We start from the raw sequence: 24,128 nt of genomic DNA on the forward strand, positions 1-24,128 counted from the left end.
ATCATACAGATTGGGCTAAGTTTTAGGCAGAAGAACAAAAGAATATATTTTTCTCTTGTTCTTCTGTTCTTTTGTCTGAAAATAAAATCCATGTAATATTTTGATATATCCTCGTTAGAATACGAATCCGAACCCAGCATACCACCCTAGTTTCTTCGTCTGATTAGACCAGTTCAACTGTATCTCCACTGGTCCCAGAAAACTCTTGTACATATAGCCGATGCCTACCCCTGCCATATCAGCCGATTCGGAAGAGTCAAGAATCTGATGAAACTTCCCGGAGTTTCGCCCATAACTGCCCATCACTGATATATACTGGTTTTTCAAGATACGCTGTCTGAGGTTCAGCCCTGCAACCAGCAGTGCGGCTTGTGACAGTTCCGCACGGTTGATGCCCGTAAACGGTATTTGCTGTGGCATATAGCGCCCCGGTATGGTTCCCCCCACCATATTAATGATGGCAAAAGGATAATTACCGCTTCCGGACAATACGCGTCCATAAAACGAAGGAGTGACAGTGAGCTTACTCGACGGAGAGAAACATCCCTGCCAACGGGCATCGAAAACAGAAATAGGATTGTTGTCCTTATACTGGAAGAGGTTATCCGTATAGAGATGGTAGGATACCGCCCACGACATCCCTTTTGTAGGGGCGCTCCTCTCATTCAAGTTGTTGAACACAAGTCCGGCAAAGTAACTGAATAAGGACGAATTCTCAAACAGTGCCGAAGCTAACGGGTCGAGCGACAGCAAATCATGATAGTGGTAGTAATCAAAGTCAATGCCCAGACTGACCTGGATATTGTTCCAGTCCTTCGCCGCCCCCATACGGACCAGTTGATGTGTAAAAGTCAAATCCAGCGCCCGTTTGCCTTCATTGTAAATATTCATATCTTTATAGTCGAACTGATAGGCAAGTCCCGCCTGCCATCCACCGTCCCACTGGTAACTATATCCGAGTCGTGCCAGTGTACGCTTGCCCAGACGGGCAGTAAGGCTGACCAGCGACTCGCGCTGCCGGCCGAAATAGAAGTCCGTATTTGCCTGCAACGCCGCCAGTTCTTCTGTATCAAAGCGAAAACCGACATTCAGCTTGTTCTCCCGCACAGCAGGGGCGGCTATTTGGGAATCAACGGGAATCTCCCTATCAACAGCCACGCCGGGTAAGCGGAAAGGTCCCGGACGGCGAGGCTGATAATCGCCTGCAAGCCCCAGCTTCTGTTTTAGGGCAAGCAGTCCGTCCCAACTGTCCATGGCAGCACGTTCTCCCCGCACCATCAGAGTGTCGATGGCCTCTTTGGTAAAACTTGCAGCCGAATAGCCGGAGACATCCACCTTTATCAGTACGTCGGTATTACGCAGATTCTCACGATATTTCTTCTCTCCTTGCAGATTGATGATTTGTCCGAAGATGTCTTTCACCGATTTCAGCTCGGAAGCCTTAAGCAGCGGACTCTGCACATCCACCCCGATAATGTAGTCGGCCCCCATGGCAAGCGCCACATCTACCGGATAGTTATTCACCATTCCACCGTCCACCAACACCATTCCATCCAGGTCTACCGGAGCAAACACACCGGGAATGGACATGCTGGAACGCATGGCAGTGGCCAGTATTCCCTCACGGAACACGACTTCACTACCATTCACCAGATTTTCCGACACGCAGGCAAACGGAATAGGAAGACGGCTAAAATCCACGGAATCCTGGTAACCTTCTGTCAACGTGGAGAACAAACGTGCCAGGTTCTTCCCTTTTATGATACCCGCATCCGAAACAGCGGCAGATTTCAAAGAAAATGGAATAGAGAGTACATAGCGCTCCGACTTCAACCGGTCGTCCAGCAACACATCCTTAGGATTGGGTGCATCCGAGAGTAGGAATTTCCAGTTCTGGGCATTCACCATACTGTCCAATTGCTGCGGGGTATATCCGATAGAATACAAACCTCCCACAATGGCCCCCATACTGGTACCTACCACATAATCTATAGGGATACCCGCTTCTTCAATTACTTTCAGAGCACCGATATGCGCCGTCCCTTTGGCGCCACCCCCACTGAGTACGACAGCCACTTTCGGACGCCCGGACGCCCAAAGAACCATCGGCAAAAACAACAGACAAGCCCATAGTCTATACTTCATCTCCATCATTTACTTAAATACGTATTGGTAAATTTATTCTATTCTGAATCAAACAACCCGCTCCGACAAATAGTTCACTATCAGTCGAAGCGGGTCGCAAAAAACGTTCAAACAATTTATGGAGGATTATCTATAACCCATTTCCAATCAATAAGGTATCATATCCTTCAAGATGCCTTCCTTATACCAAGGGTCATCAATCTCTTTCAATACTTTGCCCATCTCTGCGCAAAGGTCTTTTACGACTTCTTGGTTTTCTTCCAAAGAAAGGTTATTCATCTGATACGGATCCTTTTCATCGTCAAACAACAAGCTTTTGACCAGCGTATGGTTTTCGCGATCAATGTAGAGCGCCAGCGTATAGCGCGCCGATTTAAAGCCGCGCGATGAAGGGAAATAAGAACGGACCATACCTTCCGCATCCTTCTCACCATCCAAGTTCTGGATGTAAAGAGCACCGGTAGGACGTACAATATCTGCCTTTTCATCGAAGAAAAGCGGTGCATAGTTGCGTCCCTGCACCTCAGCCGGAATAGAGTCGGCAAGGCCGGCAAGGCCCAACAAGGTAGGCATGATGTCCGGCGAGGAAAGCATCAAGTCGTCCACGCGGGGTTTAATCTTATTGGGGAAACGCACCAGGAAAGGAACGTTCATGGACTCGGAGTACGGGGAATTCTTCGGGTCTTCCGTATGCTGGCTACACATGGTCTCTCCATGGTCGGAGGCAAACACGACAATGGTATTCTTGTCCAGCCCGAGTTCCTTCAAGGCATCAAGTATCTGACCGAAAGCACGGTCGACACCCGTCACAGAAGCAAAGTAGTAGCGTGCACTCTCTGCCTTGAGCATCTTGGAGTCGGCATTCGGACGGACGAGCAGGCTGTCCAGAGGCTGGTCTTTATAGAGACTGAAATCTTCCTCCATACAGTCGTCCAAAGAACGGTACGGACTATGGGGAGGATTCATGCCTACCATAATGAAGAAAGGTTTCTTCGGATCGCGTACATTCCCCTCGTTCTTCAGATAAGACACCACCTTGCCCGATTCGTGTAACGGTGACCACTCGCGCGGGTCGTGGCGACGGCCTTCCGTATCCCAGTAATGCGGATTCTTGTGTTCGTCGAAGGTACCGTAAGAATACCAGTAATTGAACCCATGACGACGTTCTTTCGGCGTATAGGCATCCCATGCAGGTACGCGGTCTTCCACATACTGTCCGGGACGTTCGGGGTCGTTGGGGGTAGGAAAGTCGGCATGCAGTTTGCCAAAGTAGGCGCAGTCATATCCGGCATTGCAGAAAACATCACTCACACACACAGCATCCTCACGCAGGGAGCTGATGGGACGGCTCGAATTGCAATTCAATGGAATACCACTCTTATTAGGATACATTCCCGTCAACAGAGAACCACGGTGGGGACTGCTCAACGGGCAGTTGCTCATGGCAGATGTCAATACCACCGACTCCCGGGCAAAATCATTCAAGCGTGGGGTATGCACCGGGTCATTCCGAAAGTTCACTTTCTCCCGAAAACCTTCCTGGCCCCAGAACTCCATCGCCTGGTTACGGTATTGGTCGGGAAAAACGTAAATGACATTCGGCCGGACGGATTGTTCTGCCTGCGGGGCTTTACAGCCCTGCAAGGCGAACAAACCTAAACCACCTAACAAAATATTTAATTGAGTTTTCATTTTTCCAAGTCTCTTTTACGCATCAATCCTTCCAGGAAGTAATAGTCGGCATAGTTCAACGGTACATCAATCTCCGCACCGTGAGGAATACTGCCCACAGAGTGCATCAGGATGAAGTTGCCGTTGGTACCCACCTTAGCACGATAAGAAGGAGAAGCGAGGCTTTCCATAATCCGGTCAGCGGTTTCCTTGTATCCCTTATCCGGCAGATAAGTGCTCAGCTCGTAAAGGGCGGACGCCGTGCAGGCAGCTGCCGAAGCATCGCGAGGTTCATTCGGGATATTGGGGGCATCGAAATCCCAGTAGGGAACCAAGTCTTCCGGAAGATTCTTGTTGTTGAAGATAAAGTTGTAGACCTTTTCAGCCTGTTCCAGGTATTTGGCATCGTGTGTATAGCGATAGCACATGGTATAGCCATACAAGGCCCACGCTTGTCCACGTGCCCAAGCAGACTCGTCGGCATAGCCTTGTGCAGTCTGTCTCTTACGGACTTCACCGGTTTCGGGGTCATAATCCACCACATGATAGCAGCTGTTGTCCTCACGGAAATGGTTAGCCATAGTCGTATCGGCGTGCTTCCGGGCTATGTTGTAGAAAGTGGAGTCGCCGGACAGCCTGGAAGCTTCGAACAGCAGTTCGAGGTTCATCATATTATCAATGATAACGGGACATTTCCAGCCACGTTCAGCCTGCCATCCCTTATCTGCATCCCATGATTGAAGTACGCCTGCTGCAGGGCGGAAACGGGTAGACAACGATTTGGCCGTCTGTATGATGACCGGCTTGTACTCTTCCTTACCCGCAAAACGGTATCCGTTCAGGTAACTGCAGCCAATCATAAATCCCACATCATGGTGCCAGGTAAGGTATTGTATCGAATCCAAATCCTCGGTATACTTCTCTGCCAGCGGCAGCCACTTCTGGTCACCGGTCAGCTCGTACATATGCCAGATATTACCGGGGAAGAAACCGGAACACCAATCGTCGATAGGTACATAGACAATGTTCCCATCCTTATCAATGGTGCGGGGATTAAGGATTTTACCAGATTTCTCGATAATGTCTGTCTGAATTGTCTCCTGAGCCACAGCATTATCAATGTTTTCTTGGATAAAGTTGCTTTCAGCCTGCTTTTGCCCTGCGCAACCTGCCAATACAAGGAGGGAGATTCCCAATGTAGTGAGGACTGTTTTCATAATAAGGGATTTATTTATTAAGAGTTTATGATTTTTCCTGCTGCAAAAGTAGGGCAAGCGTACAGATTTGACCCGCCTAAATAATTCAATTAATGGCTAAAATCGTTACTTTTGCGTCCGGAAGCACATATTTTCCACCCATTAATCACTAATCACTAAACATTAATCATTACCCCTCATGACCGCACAAGAGTTTTTCAAGAACGACCGCTTCGCCACGAATGCAGGCGTAGAACTGATAGAAATAAAGGAAGGATACAGCAAGGCACGCCTGGTTATCACGGCAGAGCATCTCAATGCGGGAGGCCGTACGCAAGGGGGTGCCATCTTCACCCTTGCCGACCTGGCACTGGCAGCAGCAGCCAACTCCCACGGAACATTGGCCTTCTCTCTTTCGTCCAATATCACCTTCCTGCGCAGCAGCGGACCGGGCGATGTGCTGTATGCCGAAGCGCGCGAACGCTACATCGGCCGCACCACCGGATATTACCAGATCGACGTCACCAACCAGGAGGGAAAACTGATTGCCACTTTCGAATCCAGTGTATTTAGAAAAGGGGATAACATCACTTTTTCCTTACCACAGACGTCATCGGATAGCGGTTGCCCCGGACACTCTTGAAGAATGCCTTGGCCGAACCGAAATTCAAATACATGTCCAGGCGAATGGGAAGGTGGTTCTTATCATCGGATACGAAGAAGGTGATGACCTCCTTCTCCTTACCTTTCTTGTACTCTACAAAAGAGAATACCAAGCAGCGGTAAATGGTGTCGTTATTCGCCTTGACCTCCTCCTTGCCGCGGTAAATCAACGTCTGCTCTTCTACCCTGCGCCCCGTGGCCATGGGAAAGAGTATCTTCTGCCCTACCTTGTAGTCTTTAGGGTCATAGGAGCGTGCCTGCGCCAAAATGCTCAACATATCGAAGATGCAGCGACTATCACTGTATTCCATCTCCTGAGCCTCACGCACGGGATTGTGCCAAGTGCGTCTCTGCTTTACATTCGCCAGTCCGTCCGAGTAGGAGAACCAGGCCTCGTCCACCGTATGGCGGCTTCCCTCCTCTGCCGCTTTGCGGAAATAGAGTGGCTCCAACTTGTCGCTGACATAACAAGTCAGCGTATCGCGCATCTTGAAAAAAAAATCGGTCTTTTTACTGCCTACACAAAGCAAGTTAAAGCGGAATGCAGGCTCGGAATGGTAAGTCGTGGCATTGGTAGTGAGGCTTGCCAGCCCCACCTTCTTCCAAATGAACTTCCAATTGAAATATAAATCGTACATGACGTGCTCGCCCGACTGAAAAGCTTCATTCTTTGCAGCACATTGGGCCTGAACAGACTGGGAGGCTCCCAAACAGACTGCTCCCACCATCAATAGAACGAACAATTGCTTCCGCCTAATAGCTATAGCCCCTACCACTATTGCGGCTGCTATTGCCACTGCGGTTATTTTTGTTCCTGTTTTGCTTTTTCTTGTCTTCATCTGGCTTTTGTTTTTTTAGTTCGTCCGGTTTCTGCCTATCCAGAGACTTGGCCTTAATATTCCATTCCTGCGTCAAATCAAAGTTTGCCTTAAGCTCCAAAACCATCGGATAATAGTAAACCATTTCAGGCTGGCGCTTCTCGGCATAATTCCCTGTGTCCCAGACGCCATTCCCATTCGTATCATTTATCAGCCGCGCTCCATATTTGCCCGGATTGAGAAAATAGAAATCGGCTTTCCCATCCACCACCGGCACCGTGCGCAGCACTTTGTCTTGACCGTCCAGCAGTTCCACAAAAGCCAGAGAGTCTGCTCCATGCACATTAAAGAATATCTGCCCGTACTCTTCCAGCTTCTTGGCCTTGAAGTCCTTCTTTATCTTATCGGAAAACAACCCGTACAACCCACGTATGGCAGCAGAATCCACTTCAAATGTATAGCTTCCACCGGGTACCCATTCGGCAAACAGATTATAACGCTTCAAGTCCAAAGAGTCGCGCATAAAGTCGAACGGGATATCCTGCCACAACGAGTCCACTTTCTGTTTCAGATGGAAAGCGGCGGTATCTATGCTTGCCACCGGTTCCGTAAACGACAGAGTAAGATAATCATATACATCAATTGCAGAAGGGGCATACACATCTACAGCCAGGAATTCCGTCGGCTCGGGCTCTTCCACCTCACCTTCTTTCAACTTCTTCTTTTTCTTCTCATGCTCTTTCTGTTCCTTTTCCTTCGCTTCCTGCTTCTGTTTCTGCTGCTTGTCGTATGTCAACTTCGCCAACACATTCAAAGTATCGGTACGGGGCACCAGTTGTTTCAGGCTATCCGTATACAAATAGGTGATACTCATTTTCAGGGAATCCTGCTTATAGAGCAGGGAATCCTTTATCCAATAATGAATCGTATCGTTCCGGCCGGTAGGCTGTTCTATAACAAACGCATCTTCCTCATTAAAGTTCAATCCTTTCAATAAAGGCAACGTGTCTGCCGGAGCAGTGAAATAGAGCGAAAACTTCTCCGGAGTCAACCGTTCGGCCTTCAAGAAACGCTGCGAGAAGGAAAGCTCCTTGAAAGCACGCAACAGGATATCGTCTGGCAGGTAGTGGGTATATTGACGTTCTACAACCGTATCTACTGTCAGCGAGTCTATCCAGGTCGTATCCTGGCGCATGCGTTCTTCCATGGAAGGAATGATGATGGAATCATTGAAAGCTATCACTTCCGTCGGCTGAGAATAGGTAAAATTCTGGTCGGCATCCTGCAAGGCATAGATGCGATACTTGCCGGGAGCCACTCCACGGATAGAAAAGCGTCCGCGACTGTCCGTGCGCCCCACCCGCTCAAAAGGAAGTTTGGTAAAAGCAGAGTCGGTCAGATTGGCATGCAGGCCGACCAGCATCCCTTTCACCGGTTCAAGATTAGCCGCATTCAGCACTGTGCCGGCCACAGCCATAGAGTCGAGGCGGTCGCCCGTAGAGAAAGAATAGAAAAAATTCTCTAAGGGATTCCCCTCATTATTGTCCTGGATGGCATCACCAAAATCGAATGTATAAGTGGTATTGGGTTTCAATGTATCCTGCAGGGTGATGACCACCTTCTTCCCATTAGACTTAACTTCGGGCTGCTGCACCTGCGGAGGGGATATTACAATCTTCTCATTCGGCTTGTCAAGCTTGATAAATTCATCGAACTCAATGGAAAGTTTATTTTTATTGTGATGGAGTGCACCGGGCGTGGGAGTACCGGAAATAAAACGCGGAGGAGTCTCATCATAAGGTCCTCCTTCAATACGGCCCACACTGGCACAAGAATACAGTGCGGCAGCTATGGCAACACCCCCCAACAACCTGCGGAAAAGCGGCCTCATTTTAGTATGGCGTTTACGTTCTAACATGCTGCAAAAATAAAGGTTATCTGCCAATTAGCGGTATGCTTTACAGTATTTTAATCAAAAAATGTCCTTTTGTTCTCATCTATGTATGAAACATAGTTAAAAAAGGAACTGTTTCACACCTTATATACTAAGAAAAGAATATTTTTGCAGACGAAAAACTGAATAGGAGTATTCAGTTTTCTTTTTCCTGCCTTATTTCTAAATTATGAATTGCACACCAAAACGCCTTTCAAGAATCGAAAAAAGAAGAATATAAAATTATACAGAGAACAAAAAGAGTATGAAGAGTAGATTAGTATTATTGGCATGTTGCCTGGCACTGCTCAGCAGTTGCGGACAAGGCGACAAAGGAACGGGTAAAGCTCCCGAATTTGCAGTGATTGAGGCAAAAACCACCACTGCCAACTTGACAAACAGCTACCCTGCTACTATCAAGGGTAAACAAGATGTAGAAATTCGCCCGATGGTGAGCGGTTTCATCACAAAATTGCACGTCGACGAAGGCGCAACAGTACGCAAAGGACAAGTGTTGTTCAGCATCGATCCCGTACAGTATCAGGCAGCCGTAAATTCGGCCAAAGCTGCTGTTGAAACAGCCAAAGCTGCCGTAAACACACAAGAACTGACTGTAAACAACAAACGTGAACTGAACAAGAAAAACATCATCAGTGACTACGATTTGCAAATGGCCGAAAACCAACTGGCACAGACAAAGGCGCAACTAGCACAAGCCAATGCCCAATTGGTCAATGCCAAGAACAACTTGTCATACACTAGTGTAACCAGCCCCAGTGACGGTGTAGTAGGTAGCATTCCCTACCGCGTAGGTAGCCTAGTTAGTCCTTCCGTAGCCAGCCCGCTGACTACCGTTGCCGACATCTCCGAAATGTACGCCTATTTCTCCATGACCGAACGCCAACTTTTGTCACAAATTCGTGAAGGCGGCAGCATCAAGGAAATTCTGGAAAAGATGCCGGATGTACAGTTGCAGCTCATCGACGGAACCATGTATGCCGACAGTGGCCGCGTGGAGACAATCAGCGGAGTCATTGACCAAACTACCGGTTCGGTAACCATGCGTGCCCTCTTCCCCAACAAGCACAACGTGTTGCGTAGCGGAAGCACCGGCAATGTGGTATTCCCCAACCCTTTGCATGATGTCATCATGATTCCACAGGCCGCCACTACCGAAATCCAGGACAAGCAGTTCGTTTTCGTTCTGCAACCGGACAATACGTTGAAAAATACCGAAGTCAAAGTGTTCAGCTTAGACGATGGCAAGTATTATTACGTGACGGAAGGTTTGAAAGCAGGCGATAAAATCGTTATCGAAGGGGTACAGAACCTGAAGGACGGACAATCCATCACACCTATTACGCCTGCTGAAAAGGAAGCCGAATACCAGAAGGCCTTGAAAGACCAGAAAGAAGGTAACATTCAAACGGCATTCAATTAATGTTTAACGGTTAGTGATTAATGATAAGCGGCTGCGCCATTATATCACACGAGCTTATCACTAATCACTAACCCCTAATCACTAAATAAAATGAAACTAGATAGATTTATTAACCGTCCGGTACTATCAACGGTAATTTCCATCCTGATAGTAATCTTAGGAGTTATTGGTCTGGCGACCTTGCCTATCACCCAATACCCGGACATTGCCCCCCCTACCGTATCGGTAAGTGCAACTTACCAAGGTGCCAATGCCCAAACGGTGCTGAACTCCGTTATCGCTCCGTTGGAGGACCAGATTAACGGTGTGGAAAATATGATGTACATGAGTTCGAGCGCCACCAACAGCGGTTCGGGCGACATCTCCATCTACTTCAAGCAAGGTACCGACCCCGATATGGCAGCGGTGAACGTGCAGAACCGCGTTTCCATGGCACAAGGCTTGCTGCCTGCCGAAGTTACCAAAATCGGTGTAACCACCCGTAAACGCCAGACTTCCATGTTGATGGTATTCTCCATCTATGATGAAAAAGACCAGTACAACATCGAGTTCCTGGAAAACTACGCCAACATCAACCTTATCCCTGAGGTGAAACGTGTCAACGGTGTGGGTGATGCCATGGTATTGGGACAGGACTACTCCATGCGTATCTGGCTGAAACCTGATGTAATGGCCCAATACAAACTTATCCCCAACGATGTGGTTGCCGCCTTGAGCGAACAGAACATCGAAGCGGCTCCCGGCCAGTTGGGTGAGCGCGGTAACCAAACTTACCAATATACCCTGCGCTATAAAGGACGTCTGCAACAGACTACAGAGTTCGAGAACATTGTCATCAAAGCTTTGGAAAACGGTGAAATACTCCGTCTGAAGGATGTAGCAAATGTGGAACTGGGTCGTCTGTCATATGGATTCAACAATATGGTTAACGGACATAAAGCCGTATGTTGCATCATTTTCCAGATGGCAGGCAGTAATGCCACACAAACCATCTCGGATATCGAGGCCCTGCTGGACGACTATTCCAGCAAACTGCCTGCCGGCTTGAAGATAAACATTGCACAGAGTGCCAACGACTTCCTCTTCGCCTCTATCCATGAGGTAATCAAGACATTGATCGAAGCCTTTATCCTGGTGTTCATCGTGGTGTATATCTTCCTGCAGGATATGCGTTCTACGTTGATTCCCGCCATCGCCATTCCCGTGGCATTGATTGCCACCTTCTTCGTATTGAAGCTGATCGGTTTCAGTATCAACTTGCTGACCCTTTCGGCCATGGTACTTGCCATTGCGATTGTGGTCGATGATGCCATCGTCGTCGTCGAGGGCGTCCATGCCAAGCTGGACCAGGGTTACAAATCAGCCCGTACAGCTTCCATTGACGCCATGAGTGAGTTGGGCGGCGCTATCGTCTCCATTACGCTGGTCATGATGTCCGTATTCGTCCCTGTGAGCTTCATGGGAGGTACAGCAGGTACTTTCTACCGTCAGTTCGGTTTGACCATGGCTATTGCTATCGGTTTCTCGGCTTTGAACGCCTTGACCCTGAGTCCTGCTCTGTGTGCTATCTTCTTGAAACCTCATAATGGAGGACACGAAAGTCTGAAAGAGCGTGTAGGCGTTGCCGCCAAGGAAGCGCGCAAGATTATGCTTGCTCGTTATGTCGACTCTCTCGGTCGGTTGATGCGCCCAGGTATCACGTTGCTCTTCGTGACGGTAGCTATTCTGGGCATGATTTTCGGTCTGTTCAGCTTCAGCGAACACCCCATTCTGTGCAGCTTGATGATTATCATCAGTGTGCTGGCGTTGGCAGGCATGACTACCGACAAGTTCAAACACTCCTTCAATGACTCATACAACGGTATCTTGGGCAAGTATAAGAAACAAGTGCTGTTCTTCATCCAAAAACGATGGCTATCGGCAGGATTGGTTATCGGTTCCATCGTATTGCTGGGTGTTTTCATGCAGATTACTCCTACCGGTATGGTGCCCAACGAAGATACCGGTACCATTATGGGTGCCGTTACTTTGCCTCCCGGCACTTCACAAGAACGTGCTCAAGAGGTTCTGAATCGCGTAGACAGTCTGGTTGCTGCCGACCCTGCAGTAGAATCGCGTACCGTCATTTCCGGTTATAGTTTTCTGGGTGGACAAGGTCCTTCCTATGGTTCTATCATCATCAAGCTGAAGAACTGGGAAGAACGCTCCACCATGCAGAACTCTACCATTGTCTATGCCACATTATACATGCGTGCCCAGAAGATTATCAAGGAAGCGCAGGTATTGTTCTTCGCTCCACCTATGATTCCGGGTTACTCGGCTTCAAGTGACATCGAGTTGAACATGCAGGACAAGACGGGTGGTGATTTGAACCACTTCTTCGACGTGGTGAACAACTATACCGCAGCCCTGGAAGCACGCCCTGAAATCAACTCTGCCAAGACATCCTTCAACCCCCACTTCCCGCAATACCAGCTGGACATTGATGCTGCCGCTTGTAAGAAAGCAGGCATCAGCCCCAATGACATCTTGACTACCTTGCAGGGATATTACGGTGGTTTGTATGCTTCCAACTTCAATAGCTTCGGTAAGATGTACCGCGTAATGGTACAAGCCGAACCTGACGCTACCAAGAATATGGAAACACTACAGAGCATCAAGGTGCGCAACGGCAACGAAATGGCACCTATCACGCAATTCATCTCCATCAAGAAAGTATATGGTCCTGACGTCATCAGCCGTTTCAACCTTTACACCTCCATGAAAGTGATGGTGGCTCCCGCATCAGGCTACACTTCCGGTCAAGCTCTGCAAGCCATTGCCGAAGTGGCGCAGGAAAACCTGCCTGCCGGTTTCGGTTACGAGCTGGGAGGTATGGCGCGTGAAGAGGCCGAAACGAGTGGAAGCACTACGGGACTCATCTTCATATTGTGCTTCGTATTCGTTTATCTGTTGCTGAGTGCCCAGTACGAAAGTTACATCCTACCTTTATCCGTATTGCTGTCCGTGCCGTTCGGTCTGCTGGGTAGCTTCCTTTTTGTAAGCGGTATAGGTACATTGGGCAGTATCCCGGCACTGAAGATGATTCTGGGCACGATGTCCAATGACATCTATATGCAGATTGCCCTCATCATGTTGATGGGTCTGTTGGCCAAGAATGCCATCTTGATTGTAGAGTTTGCCCTCGAACGCCGCAGAATGGGTATGAGTATCACCTGGGCAGCCGTATTGGGTGCTGCAGCCCGTCTGCGTCCTATCTTGATGACGTCATTGGCAATGATTGTCGGCCTGCTTCCGCTGATGTTTGCTTCCGGTGCGGGTGCCAACGGTAACCGTACGCTGGGTACGTCTGCCATCGGCGGTATGTTAATCGGTATGATTCTGCAAATCTTCATAGTGCCCGCACTGTTCGTGGCATTCCAGTACTTGCAGGAGAAATTCAAACCGATGGAATGGGAAGATGTGGACAACTCGGATGCAGAACCTGAGATTGAACAATATACAAAATAGTGATTAACGATTAGCGATTATGAAGAAAATAATATGCCTGATGTGCGCAACTGCTTTATTGAGCAGTTGCCACATCTACAAATCATACGACAGACCCGAAGACATAACAACTGCCGGACTGTATCGCGACACGGCGTCCGTGAACGATACATTAGCCGCAGATACAGCCAACTTCGGTAATCTGCCTTGGAGAGAAGTGTTCACAGACCCGCAGCTGCAGACACTTATCGAGCAAGCACTCACCAACAACGGTGACCTGCGCAGTGCCGCCTTGAACGTGAAACAAGCACAAGCCGCACTGATGTCTGCCCGTCTTGCCTATGCTCCAACGCTTGCCTTGTCTCCGCAAGGAACCGTCAGCAGCTGGGACAAGGGAAAGGCTACACAAATCTACTCCCTGCCCGTTACCGCAAGCTGGCAAATCGACCTCTTCGGTCAATTGCTGAACCCGAAGCGACAAGCAAAGGTTAGCTTGAAGCAGACGCAATTCTACGAACAAGCCGTTCAGACGCAAGTCATCGCCGGTGTAGCCAACATGTACTACACCCTGCTGATGCTGGACCGCCAACTGCAAATCACCGAAGGCACCGTCGAGATTCTGAAAAAGAACTTGGAGACCGTGCAAGCCATGAAAGATGCAGGCATCTACGGAACCACTTCTGCTGCCGTAGAGCAGAGCCGCACCGCCTACGCTCAAGTCATGGCATCACTGCCCGACATACGCCAGAGCATACGCGAAACCGAAAACGCTCTCTGCCTGATGTTGCACCAACCGGCACAGAGCATCGCACGCGGTGTACTGGAAGATCAACAGCTTCCTACGGAATTTTCAGTAGGTATCCCCTTGCAGTTGCTATCCAACCGTCCGGACGTGAAAGCTGCCGAGATGTCACTGGCTGCCAACTACTATAACACCAATAGCGCCCGTGCCGCCTTCTACCCGCAGATTACATTGAGCGGTTCGGGAGGCTGGACCAATAACTCCGGTGCAGGTATCGTCAACCCGGGCAAACTGCTGGCTTCTGCCATCGGTTCGCTGACGCAACCCTTGTTCTATCGCGGTGCCAACATTGCCCGTCTGAAACAAGCCAAGGCACAAGAGGAGCAGGCTAAGATTCAGTTCCAAACCGCCCTACTGAATGCCGGAAATGAAGTGAGCAACGCCCTGCACCTGTATCAAATGGAGAAGAACAAAGCCGTTTCACGCACTATTCAAGTAAATTCTGCTCGCCAAGCTGCCTCAGATACAAAAGAATTGTTTAACTTAGGCACGTCGACCTATCTGGAAGTCTTGTCTGCCGAGCAGTCTTACCTCAGCGCACAGCTTGCAGAAGTATCCGACACCTTCAGCAGCATGCAGGCAGTCATCAGCCTGTATCAAGCGCTTGGAGGAGGAAGAGAATAAAATGAGCGATAAGTGATTAGTGATTAGCGATTAATGAAATAGTAAATCCTAATCACTGACCATTTATCACTAATCATTAATCATTAATCGCTAATTACTATGATAAGTCCGTTAGCTTATGTAGATTCTGCCGCAAAAATCGGCAAGAATGTAACCATCCAGCCCTTTGCATTTATCGAAGGGAACGTGGAAATCGGTGATGACTGTATTATTATGTCGGGTGCAAAAATTCTGCACGGTACCCGCATGGGAAAAGGGAACAAGGTACATCACAATGCCGTTCTGGGTGCCGAACCGCAAGACTTCCATTATACGGGAGAGAACAGCATGCTGATTATCGGTGATAATAACGACATCCGCGAGAACGTGGTTGTCAGCCGTGCCACCCATGCAGAAAGCGCTACCCGCATCGGCAATGAAAACTACCTGATGGATGGTGTACACCTCTGCCACGACGTGCAGATAGGCAACCATTGTGTACTGGGTATCAAGACTACCGTAGCCGGAGAATGTCAGATAGACGACTGCACCATTCTGAGCAGCAACGTCATTCTGCACCAATACTGCCACATTGGAAGTTGGGTACTGATTCAAGCTGGCTGCCGCATATCAAAGGATGTGCCGCCCTATATCATCATGAACGGTAATCCAGCAGAATACCACGGTATCAACGCTGCTGTGCTTCAACACAAACACCAGGTGAGTGAACGTGTATTGCGCCATATCGTAAATGCCTACCGTCTGGTATACCAGGGAAACTTCAGCGTGCAGGATGCCTTGCAGAAGATTGAAGACCAAGTACCGATGAGTGACGAGATACACAATATCATCAACTTCATCAAGAATTCCAAAGGAATCGTGAAGTAAACACCCTTCTTCGGGCACGAATCACGCAGACAATCATGGATGGACAGATTCTTTTCTGCAAGTCTGCGTAGTTCGTGCCATTTTCTATATACCTCTACAATAGTTCCTGCATAGTCTTTATCCTTTTTTAATGCACACTCATTCCAAGCAGTATGCTAAGTAAAACAAACTGTTTCCTTTAACTAAACATTTTGTTTCCTTATAGAGAACACTTTGTTTCCCTTAACAAAACAGTTCGTTCCATTATATGAAAACAAAGTGTTTTTCTATACTGAAACAAAGTGTTCTCTATGCTGGAACAAAGTGTTCAGTGTTGTGAACTAACGGATTAAGTATATAAAGGGTATTTATTATACTGTTTCTGTAGACAATGGTTTGTCTTGTCCTATAAAAGACGGGGAAAGAAGCAGGAAGCAACCGGGTACGCCCGGAAGGGTGAGGGTAAAATTTGCCCTCACCCTTTTTATTTGCCCTCACTCACCCCTGGAAGGGCGACGAATAGGGAGTTTCAGGAAAACAGTGATAGTGGTGAGGGCAGGTTGAGTAACTTTTTGTTCTACTACTACTCGAAATGCAGGGTGCCGAAAAACTCCGGACAATGGAAGTTCGGCTTCTCCAGACCTATCGGATTCCATGAAAGGAAATGGGGAGTCTGGAGCTTATCGCCGCATTTATAAAAATTGGCACGGAGCGTCTTTCCATCCAACGAAGTGATGTCATGCAGGAAGAAAGCGGAATAAGGGATGACCAGAGCCACTTCCCAGGCACACTCACCTACTCTTTCGTCGAAAGCCTCACGTCCCAAAGAAGCCCAACGCTGTACTTTATCGAGCACCTCTTGCGGGGCATGCTGGCGGTTTCCACGTCCGGCACCTGCCCCGATAAGCAGCGTTCCGGCACAATTACACTCCATATTGTAGTACACTCCGTCACCGGCAGGCACAGAGAAGAACTCTACACACGCATCTTCCCAGACCGGACCGTTATCGTGTCCTGCCACTGCGCGTACACTCGCTTCCCTTACCTTGAAATGCAGCAGAATGGCATCTTCCGTATGCGCTATGCGGAACTCCACACTGGGAGCATAAGGAAAAGCAGCCCAATTCACTGTATTTACGGGCTGAAACGCCACTTTCTCTTCATCCAGAAGAGCCGGAACCGACTCTACCGGTATATTGGCCACACTTACTTTCTTTACATTCAATTCTTTCATTTTACTATTTTGGGGATTAATTGCAGACAACGGCAGCATGCAAAGAGCTGCTGCTATCGTCATCAGATACTTTTTCAGATACATGAGTCAATGAACTTTTTCATCTCCGGTGTATGTTCCTCCACGCTCTGCAACAGTTTGAACTGAGCCTTGGTACGAACAAGATTGTGCTCCGGATACTGGATTTTATAATAAGTATCACCGTTGATATAATCTGCCAGGAAGCGTACGCACTGCATGTATGGGAACAAGGCAGCCGCATAAGGCAGATTCTCAATCTCTATCGGCAACAAGAAGGATTTGCCCGATTCCAGATAACCCTTGGTAAATGCCTGGAATATTTCCATATTGAAGTTCACATTATCCAGATTCTTGTCATCTTCCAACCCCGTGTTGGCACCTGAGCGAAGGAAATCGCCATAATCGGAGAAGATGAAGCTGGGCATCACCGTATCCAGGTCGATGACACAAAGCACCGTACCGTCTTCGTCGAACATCATGTTGTTTACTTTCGTATCACAGTGGCATACCCGTTTGGGCAGTTTGCCTTCACGGTACAAGCGTTCTGCCTTACACATTTCATCAGCACGTTTTTCTATCTCATCCAGAAAATACTGCACCTCCTGCACACGTCCCGCCGCATCGGCAGCCACAGCGTCACGGAGTTGCTTCAAGCGGAACTCCATGTTGTGGAAATCGGGAATTGTCTCGCCCAATGTATCTGGAATGTCGGCAAGCATAGCCTGGAAATTACCGAAGGCAGCTCCCGCATAATAGGAATATTCCGGATTTACCGTCTCGTAAGTCTTGGCACGAGGAATAAAAGTCATGATACGCCAGTAGTTCTCACCGTCATACCAATAGGTTTTCCCTTCGGCCGTGGGGATGAAATGAAGTACTTTACGCTCGACATCGGCCTCTCTTTTCTCTTCCAGTTTCTTACGGATATGCCTGGTCACAGCCTCGATATTGGACTGTAACATCTCTACATTCTGAAAAATGGCATGATTGATACGTTGCAGAACATAGTCCGGCGCACCGGCCTCAGCAGTGGTCACTTTGTACGTATCGTTAATCAGGCCTAAGCCTAAAGGCTTGATTTCACGAACTGTACCCTGCATTTGAAAATGAGATACAATAGATAAAAGGTCTTTCATGATAATAAATGAATTAATTTGTTTACAAAGATACGCTGATTGCCTTATACCAAAAGGCAAGTATCGTTCGGCGCGCTTCCAAAATTATACATTTATCCAAACATAACCGCAAAAACCGCCTAATAAATAAGAAGTCTTGTACAAAATATACCTATATTTGTAACTGAAACCTTAAAAACTACCCGAAAAGTGCGAACGTTTATCATCCGGCTGCTTCTTGTTTCAGTAAGCATGATTGCTGCAACCCTGCAGGCGCAGAACATCACCTTCAACCATCTGACGACCGACGACGGTCTGTCACAATTCTCCGTGAACAGTCTTTACATCGATGAAAACGGTGTTTTATGGATTGGAACCCGAGAAGGCTTGAACCGTTATGACGGAGAAGACATACAAACTTACAAGCTGCAGAAGAACAACCCTTACAGCCTTTTCTGCAACACCGTGCTACGCATGGTCGGCAACCGTAACGGAAAAATCTACCTGCTCTGTACGGAAGGAGTAGCCGAGTTCAATTTCGCCACCCAAAGATTCACCACCCTGCTGCAAGGAAATGTGCACAGCATATATTACAAAGAGGCCCTTTTCATCGGAAAACAGAATGAAATCTACCGCTATAACGAGCAGACCGGAAACTTTGACCTTTATTACCAGCTTCCCGGAAAAAGTCTGGAAATCTGCTGTATGCATCTGGACAAAGGACAAATGTGGATTGGAACGACCACCAACGGAGCATACCGCCTGCAACTGGACAAGAACGAGCTGACCCACCCCATCCTGAAAGGCAACATCACCAGCATATACCAAGACAGCGAAGGCGAGTTATGGATTGGCAGCTGGAAAGAAGGGCTGCACCATGTAAAGACCGACGGAACCATCGAAATCTTTGAATACGACGCAAAGAACCCTTACAGCATCTCTTCCAACTTCGTGCGAGCCTGCTGTGAAGACAATCTGGGAAACATCTGGATTGGAACCTTCAACGGTCTGAACCGGTATGACAAAAGTACGGGACTCTTCCAGAACCACACTGCCAGTGATGCCCAGAGCGACGGACTGACACACTCTTCCATCTGGTGCATCGTAAAGGACAACCAAGGAACGCTGTGGCTGGGAACCTACTTTGGCGGCGTCAACTATTTCAACCCCGAGTACGAGATATACAGCCGCTATATGTATTCGCCCATCGAAAAGAAAGGACTGAGCAATCCGGTTGTAGGCCGCACCATCGAAGACAAGAACGGCAATCTGTGGATTGGCACCGAAGGGGGCGGACTGAACTATTACAACCGCCGTACCCGTGAATTCAAATGGTTCCGCCCGGGAAGCGGTCCCAACAGCATTTCCCATAACAACATCAAGGCTCTCTATTATGATGCCTCCAAAGACATCATCTGGATAGGAACCCATCTGGGCGGACTGAACAGACTGGACATACACTCAGGCCGATTCACACACTACCGCATGGAAGCAGACAATCCGGAAACCCTGCCTTCCGACATCATCCGCGACATCGTGCCTTATCAGCACCAGCTGGTAGTGGCCACCCAAAACGGAATCTGCCTCTTCGACCCTGCCAACGGGAAATGCCAACAACTGTTCCAGGACAGCAAAGAAGGCAAAAGAATCAAGATGGTGGCAGACATCACTTTCGACAGCAACGGTACGCTCTGGATTGCAGCCACGGGCGAAGGTGTGTTCAGCTACCGTTTCGATACCGGCAAACTGACCAACTACCGCCATGATACTGCCAACCCACACAGCATCAGCAACAACAATGTAAACAACATTACCCAAGACAGCAAAGGCAATCTGTGGTTCGCCACTTCGGGCAGCGGACTGGACTTATACCGCCCTGCCAGCAACGACTTCGAGAACTTTGACCAAGCGAAGAACGGTCTTTCCAGCAACTGCATCTACGAGACGCAAGAATCCCCCACCAGCGGCAAACTGCTGCTCATCACCAACGAAGGCTTCTCCATCTTCGACTACCGACAGAAGGCATTCCTGAACTACAGTGCCGAAAACGGTTTCCCAATGACTGCCGTCAATGAGAATGCCCTTTGCGTGACCCGTGACGGAGAAATATTCCTGGGAGGCACGCAGGGAATGATTTCCTTCCATGAAATGGAGTTGAACTTCACGCCGAAACCCTACAAAATCATCCTCTCCCGCCTCATTGTGAACGGAACGGAAATACAAGTGGGAGATGAGACCGGTATCCTGCAGCAAGCCTTGTACTGCACCCCCGAGATTACGCTCAACGCTGACCAGTCCATGTTCAGCATAGAGTTCGCCACTTCAAACTATGTAGCCGCCAACAAAGACGACATCATCTATAAACTGGAAGGCTTCTCCAACGATTGGAACAGCACTCGTGGACTACACAACATCACTTATACCAACCTAAACGCCGGAACCTATAACTTGATTATAAAGCCCAACGGAAAAGACGAGAGCCTTTGTCCGCAAGTCCACCTGACCATACACGTGTTGCCTCCCTACTACAAGACTCCCCTTGCCTATCTTATCTACTTGATAGTGACGGGAATCCTGCTCTGGTATCTGGTGCGTACCTACAAGTCAAGAATCAAGTTGCGTGAATCACTGAAGTACGAACAGAAGCACATCCGTGACGTAGAGGCCCTAAACCAGTCAAAGCTACGTTTCTTCACCAACATTTCCCATGAATTCCGCACCCCGCTGACGCTCATCGTGGCACAAGTGGAAACGCTGATGCAACTCCAGAACTTCACGCCTGCCATATATAACAAGGTGTTGGGCATCTACAAGAACAGCATACAGCTACGGGAACTCATCACCGAGCTGCTCGACTTCCGCAAGCAGGAACAAGGGCACATGAAGATAAAGGTAAGCCCACACAACATCGTGAACTTCCTATACGAAAACTATCTGCTTTTCCTGGAATATGCCAGCGCCAAACAAATCAGCCTCTACTTCGAAAAGGAAACAGACAGCCTCGAAGTGTGGTATGACCAAAAACAGATGCAGAAAGTGATAAACAACCTGCTGTCCAACGCCGTCAAGCATACCAAGGCGGAAGACAGCATCACCCTCAGCATCAAGACCGAAGGCAGCAATGCCGTCATCCGTGTGACCGATACCGGCAGCGGCATAGATGCCCGGGAAGTGGACAAGATATTCGACCGCTTCTACCAGATAGACCCAATGGACTCTACGGATGCAAGCAAGACGGGTACGGGTATCGGCCTGGCATTGACAAAGGGTATCGTGGAGCTCCATCACGGCACCATCCGTGTGGAAAGCGAACTGGGCAAAGGCAGCAGCTTCATCGTAAACCTGCAATTGGGGAACGCACAGTTTGACGAAGAGCAAATAAATAAGAATGCAGACAGTGTGCAACAAATAGAAATTCCCAAACCGGAAAACGATGCCTTGCTCAAGGCAGAGCTGGAAGAGAATGCTCCCATCAAACGGCTCCCGGATGCAAAAATCCTGATAGTGGAAGACAACGACTCCATCCGCGACATGCTGGCAGGTATCTTCAAGCCGTTCTACGAAGTACTGACTGCGGCCGACGGAGCGGAAGGACTTACACTGGTGCGTAGCGAAATGCCCAATATCGTAGTCAGTGATGTAGTGATGCCCAACATGTCGGGAACGGAACTGTGCAAACAGATAAAGAGTGACTTCAACACCTGCCACATTCCCGTGGTACTGCTCACGGCACGTACTGCCATCGAACAGAATATCGAGGGACTGCGCATCGGTGCGGACGACTATATCACCAAGCCATTCAACACCAATCTATTGATTTCTCGTTGCAACAACCTCGTAAACTCGCGCATCCTTCTGCAGGAGAAATTCAGCAAGCAACCGCAAGCCTTTGTACAGATGCTTGCCACCAACCCCATAGACAAAGAGATTCTGGACCGCGCCATGACAGTCATCGAGCAACATCTGGACGATACGGAGTTCAACGTCAACGTCTTTGCCCGTGAAATGGCAATGGCACGCACCAATCTGTTCACCAAGCTGAAGGCTATCACCGGACAGACTCCGAATGACTTTATCCTGACCATCCGCCTGAAGAAAGGCGCTCTGATGCTGCGCAACAATCCGGAACTGAATATCACTGAAATTGCGGACCGGATAGGTTTCAGTTCTTCACGCTATTTCTCCAAATGCTTCAAGGACATTTACCATGTCAGCCCGCTGGCCTACCGCAAAGGAGGGAATGGAGGAGAGGAAAGTACGGAAGACAGTGAAGAGACATCTTAATATTGTACATCAAGCCATCGCATGATACGGTTTGTACTTTTTCTCCCTTCCCTTGTACTTCCTCATACACCCGATTCCACAAAACCTCTTACCTTTGACCTCAGAATTACAATCTAAAGTCAAAGAACTATGAAGCATTTTTCCCCCTTGTGGTCTCTGATTCCCGGTGCAGCCCTGATAGCGGGATGCGGAAGCCAACCTAAAGACAAGACTTCGGAGCACTCGCCGCAGAAGCCCAATGTAGTATATCTGATCGCTGATGACCTGGGTATCGGCGACCTGAGCTGTTACGGTGCCACCAAAGTAAGCACTCCCAACATTGACCGCCTTGCCGGACAAGGCATGCAGTTTACCAACGCTTATGCCACTTCTTCCACCAGCACCCCTTCCCGCTTCGGCCTGCTGACAGGCATGTATCCCTGGCGACAGAAGAATACCGGCATTGCTCCGGGCAATTCCGAACTCATCATCGATACCGCCTGCGTCACTATGGCCGATATGTTCAAGGAAGAAGGCTACGCCACTGCAGCAGTGGGCAAGTGGCACCTCGGCCTGGGTCCTAAAGGCGGTACAGACTTCAACCACTCCATCAAACCGAACACCCAAGACATCGGCTTTGACTATGAATACATCATCCCCGCTACCGTCGACCGCGTTCCCTGCGTCTTTGTAGAGAACGGACATGTAGTGGGCCTCGACCCCAACGACCCTATCACGGTGAGCTACGACCACAAGGTCGGTGACTGGCCCACCGGTCTCGAAAACCCCGAACTCGTCAAGATGAAACCCAGCCAGGGGCACAATAACACCATCATCAACGGCATCCCCCGCATCGGCTGGATGACCGGTGGTAAATCCGCCCTTTGGACAGACGAAGACATTGCCGACGTGATTACAGACAAGGCCAAGAACTTCATCACAGCCCATAAAGACGAACCTTTCTTCCTTTATATGGGTACGCAAGATGTACATGTTCCCCGCGTGCCACATCCGCGTTTCGCCGGCAAGAGTGGTTTGGGCGTACGTGGTGACGTCATCCTCCAGCTGGACTGGACCGTGGGTGAAATCATGCACACCCTGGACAGCCTCGGCATTGCCGACAACACTATTTTTGTATTCTGCAGTGACAACGGTCCCGTCATAGACGACGGCTATCAGGACCAGGCACACGAACTGCTGAATGGCCATACTCCCATGAAGCACTACCGCGGTGGGAAGTACAGCGCTTTCGATGCCGGTACCCGCATTCCCTTCATTGTACGCTGGCCCAATGGCATCAAGCCCGGCAAACAACAAGCCCTCTTCTCCATGATTGATGTATACGCTTCACTCGCCGCCCTGCTGGACCATCCGCTGGAAGCAGGCATCGCTCCCGACAGCCGCGACCAGCTCAACAACTTCCTGGGAACCGATACTGCCGGATGTGACTATATTGTACAACAGAATCTGGACAATACACTCTCCATTATCCAGGGAGACTGGAAATACATAGAGCCCAGCGACAAGCCGGCACTGGAGTACTGGACGAAAACAGAAATGGGAAACGCCCCACAGCCCCAACTGTACAATCTTTCCATCGATCCGTCCGAAAAAGACAATGTGGCAGAAGCTCATCCGGACAAGGTAAAAGCCCTCTCCATCCTACTGAAAGAGGTGAAGGAAGCAAAGAATCAAAGCGAAAGGAGATAAAAGTACAAGAGTGTGGTTGCTCGCAAGTTTTGTACGAATTCGTACTTTTTGCGAACTATTAACTAAGGCATTTGTATATTCCATCTCCTACATTTGCGATGTGATTCAACTCTAAAGTGAGTACAAAACGAAGAAACAGCCTTTATTAATAACTAAT

The 24,128-nt window shown here is 48.8% G+C and carries 14 protein-coding genes; 7 read left to right on the forward strand and 7 right to left on the reverse strand.

All coding sequences use genetic code 11. The features are described 5' to 3' along the window. Window positions 1–114: 114 nt before the first annotated feature. The 3 genes from DWY57_RS10920 to DWY57_RS10930 form a co-directional block, all read right to left on the reverse strand. Window positions 115–2,145: a patatin-like phospholipase family protein gene (locus tag DWY57_RS10920; protein ID WP_207805161.1), complete on the reverse strand. Its 2,031-nt coding sequence runs from the start codon at window positions 2,143–2,145 to the stop codon at window positions 115–117. Between the two features lie 147 nt (window positions 2,146–2,292). Then, window positions 2,293–3,837, reverse strand: coding sequence for a sulfatase (locus DWY57_RS10925; RefSeq protein WP_119961745.1), 1,545 nt, complete (start codon window positions 3,835–3,837; stop codon window positions 2,293–2,295). Next, window positions 3,834–5,033 carry a glycoside hydrolase family 88 protein gene (locus DWY57_RS10930; protein ID WP_119961746.1) on the reverse strand — a complete coding sequence of 400 codons (1,200 nt, stop codon included), beginning with the start codon at window positions 5,031–5,033 and terminating at the stop codon, window positions 3,834–3,836. The genes DWY57_RS10925 and DWY57_RS10930 overlap by 4 nt, the downstream gene beginning before the upstream one ends. Window positions 5,034–5,211: 178 nt before the next feature. On the opposite strand from DWY57_RS10930, the gene DWY57_RS10935 reads away from it, so the two are divergent. After that, window positions 5,212–5,655 (forward strand): hotdog fold thioesterase, encoded by a 444-nt coding sequence (locus DWY57_RS10935; RefSeq protein ID WP_005826009.1) that lies wholly within the window; start codon window positions 5,212–5,214, stop codon window positions 5,653–5,655. On the opposite strand, the gene DWY57_RS10940 is transcribed toward DWY57_RS10935, so the two are convergent. Together DWY57_RS10940 and DWY57_RS10945 are read right to left on the reverse strand one after the other, a co-directional pair. After that, window positions 5,600–6,514: a DUF3108 domain-containing protein gene (locus DWY57_RS10940; RefSeq protein WP_174646490.1), complete on the reverse strand. Its 915-nt coding sequence runs from the start codon at window positions 6,512–6,514 to the stop codon at window positions 5,600–5,602. The genes DWY57_RS10935 and DWY57_RS10940 overlap by 56 nt on opposite strands. Beyond that, window positions 6,429–8,384: an Ig-like domain-containing protein gene (locus DWY57_RS10945; protein WP_119961747.1), complete on the reverse strand. Its 1,956-nt coding sequence runs from the start codon at window positions 8,382–8,384 to the stop codon at window positions 6,429–6,431. Before DWY57_RS10945 ends, DWY57_RS10940 begins: the two co-directional genes overlap by 86 nt. 307 nt (window positions 8,385–8,691) lie before the next feature. On the opposite strand from DWY57_RS10945, the gene DWY57_RS10950 reads away from it, so the two are divergent. From DWY57_RS10950 to lpxA, 4 genes are all read left to right on the forward strand, one after another. Then, window positions 8,692–9,867, forward strand: coding sequence for an efflux RND transporter periplasmic adaptor subunit (locus tag DWY57_RS10950; protein WP_117599831.1), 1,176 nt, complete (start codon window positions 8,692–8,694; stop codon window positions 9,865–9,867). 90 nt (window positions 9,868–9,957) lie between these two features. Continuing rightward, complete coding sequence (locus DWY57_RS10955; RefSeq protein WP_117599832.1) at window positions 9,958–13,377, forward strand: efflux RND transporter permease subunit; 3,420 nt, start codon at window positions 9,958–9,960, stop codon at window positions 13,375–13,377. Window positions 13,378–13,396: 19 nt separating this feature from the next. Continuing rightward, window positions 13,397–14,782, forward strand: coding sequence for a TolC family protein (locus tag DWY57_RS10960; RefSeq protein WP_117599833.1), 1,386 nt, complete (start codon window positions 13,397–13,399; stop codon window positions 14,780–14,782). Window positions 14,783–14,881: 99 nt separating this feature from the next. Beyond that, complete coding sequence (gene lpxA, locus DWY57_RS10965; RefSeq protein WP_117599834.1) at window positions 14,882–15,649, forward strand: acyl-ACP--UDP-N-acetylglucosamine O-acyltransferase; 768 nt, start codon at window positions 14,882–14,884, stop codon at window positions 15,647–15,649. Between the two features lie 562 nt (window positions 15,650–16,211). Here lpxA and DWY57_RS10975 read toward each other — a convergent pair. Both DWY57_RS10975 and DWY57_RS10980 read right to left on the reverse strand, forming a co-directional pair. Beyond that, the gene (locus DWY57_RS10975; RefSeq protein WP_117599835.1) at window positions 16,212–16,946 is read right to left on the reverse strand and encodes a carbohydrate-binding family 9-like protein; all 735 of its coding nucleotides are present in this window, start codon (window positions 16,944–16,946) and stop codon (window positions 16,212–16,214) included. Beyond that, a complete protein-coding gene (locus tag DWY57_RS10980) occupies window positions 16,937–18,019 on the reverse strand; it encodes an aminoglycoside phosphotransferase family protein (protein WP_119961748.1) in 1,083 nt (360 codons plus the stop codon). Before DWY57_RS10980 ends, DWY57_RS10975 begins: the two co-directional genes overlap by 10 nt. 189 nt (window positions 18,020–18,208) lie before the next feature. Here DWY57_RS10980 and DWY57_RS10985 point away from each other — a divergent pair, with 189 nt between their 5' ends. Together DWY57_RS10985 and DWY57_RS10990 are read left to right on the forward strand one after the other, a co-directional pair. Next, window positions 18,209–22,282 (forward strand): hybrid sensor histidine kinase/response regulator transcription factor, encoded by a 4,074-nt coding sequence (locus DWY57_RS10985; protein WP_119961749.1) that lies wholly within the window; start codon window positions 18,209–18,211, stop codon window positions 22,280–22,282. 129 nt (window positions 22,283–22,411) lie between these two features. Then, window positions 22,412–23,971, forward strand: coding sequence for an arylsulfatase (locus DWY57_RS10990; RefSeq protein ID WP_119961750.1), 1,560 nt, complete (start codon window positions 22,412–22,414; stop codon window positions 23,969–23,971). The last annotated feature ends 157 nt before the right edge of the window (window positions 23,972–24,128 follow it).

The sequence above is a fragment of the Bacteroides sp. AF25-5LB genome, assembly GCF_003602965.1.
GTDB classification, from domain to species: Bacteria; Bacteroidota; Bacteroidia; order Bacteroidales; family Bacteroidaceae; genus Bacteroides; species Bacteroides uniformis.